General features: G+C 65.5%; 1 protein-coding gene. It reads left to right on the top strand.

Annotation, left to right across the window (positions count from 1 at the left end; genetic code table 11):
- The first annotated feature begins 285 nt into the window (after positions 1-285).
- The gene (locus EOA24_RS38700) at positions 286-1,143 is read left to right on the top strand and encodes a S49 family peptidase (protein WP_042641437.1); all 858 of its coding nucleotides are present in this window, start codon (positions 286-288) and stop codon (positions 1,141-1,143) included.
- The last annotated feature ends 12 nt before the right edge of the window (positions 1,144-1,155 follow it).

Genomic DNA, 1,155 nt, shown 5'->3' with positions numbered 1-1,155 from the left:
ATCCGCATCGTCGTCAGGGCGGTGCTCGGGGCGCGCGGGAAACTGTCGATCCGCCCGCCGCTCGCCTTGCACGGACCATCCGGCAACGCGCCGACGGAGCGGACGGAAATGATCAACAACGGCCTGGCATCGCTGTTCGGCGATTGATCCTGGGCCGGCGATCCGGCATTGCCGTTGGCCGGCGAATGCCTACATGGCAGGCAAGGTGACATCGCGCCCGAAAGACATTACCGACTTGCCTGATCTCACCCTGCTCCTTTGCATCTTGTCCGGAGACACCCGTTCGTGAAACGCCTTTTCAACCGCCTGCTGCCGAAATCCTGGCGCTCGACAGTCGTCACCATTCCGGTCATCCGGCTGCAAGGCACCATCATGGCCGGCGGCGGCCAGTTCCGGCCGAGCCTGTCGCTCGCCTCGACGGCCGGCCTCATCGAAAAGGCGTTCGGCTTCGACGCGCCGGCGGTCGCCATCTCGATCAACTCGCCGGGCGGCTCGCCGGTGCAGTCGCGGCTGATCTTCAAGCGCATCCGCGACCTGGCGGCGGAGAAGAACAAAAAGGTGCTGGTCTTCGTCGAGGATGTCGCGGCTTCCGGAGGCTACATGATCGCGGTCGCCGGCGACGAGATCTTCGCCGATCCGTCCTCGATCGTCGGCTCGATCGGCGTGGTCTCGGCCTCGTTCGGCTTCCCCGAGCTGATGAAGAAGATCGGCGTCGAGCGGCGCGTCCACACCGCCGGCCAGAACAAGGCCGTGCTCGATCCGTTCAAGCCCGAGAAGAAGGAGGACGTGGAGCGGCTGAAGGCGTTGCAGCTCGAAGTGCACGAGACCTTCATCGACCTCGTCAAGGAGCGGCGCGGCAGCAAGCTGAAAGACGACCCTGACCTGTTCACCGGCCTGTTCTGGACCGCCAAGCGCGGCCTCGAGCTCGGCCTTGTCGATGCGCTGGGCGACATGCGCAGCGTGCTCAAGACCCGTTTCGGCGACAAGACGCAGCTCAAACTGATCAGCGCGCCGCGCGGGCTGTTCGGCCGTTTCGGCCTGTTCGGCTCGCGCTTCTCGGCGCCCGATATCGCCGCTGCCGCCGCAAACGGCGTCCTCGATGCGGCGGAAGAACGCGCGCTGTGGGCGCGCTTCGGGCTTTGAAAAAGCCATGAT

This window comes from Mesorhizobium sp. M2A.F.Ca.ET.039.01.1.1 (assembly GCF_003998035.1).
In the GTDB taxonomy this organism is placed as follows: Bacteria; Pseudomonadota; Alphaproteobacteria; order Rhizobiales; family Rhizobiaceae; genus Mesorhizobium.
This window is presented reverse-complemented; position numbering and strand designations above follow the sequence as displayed.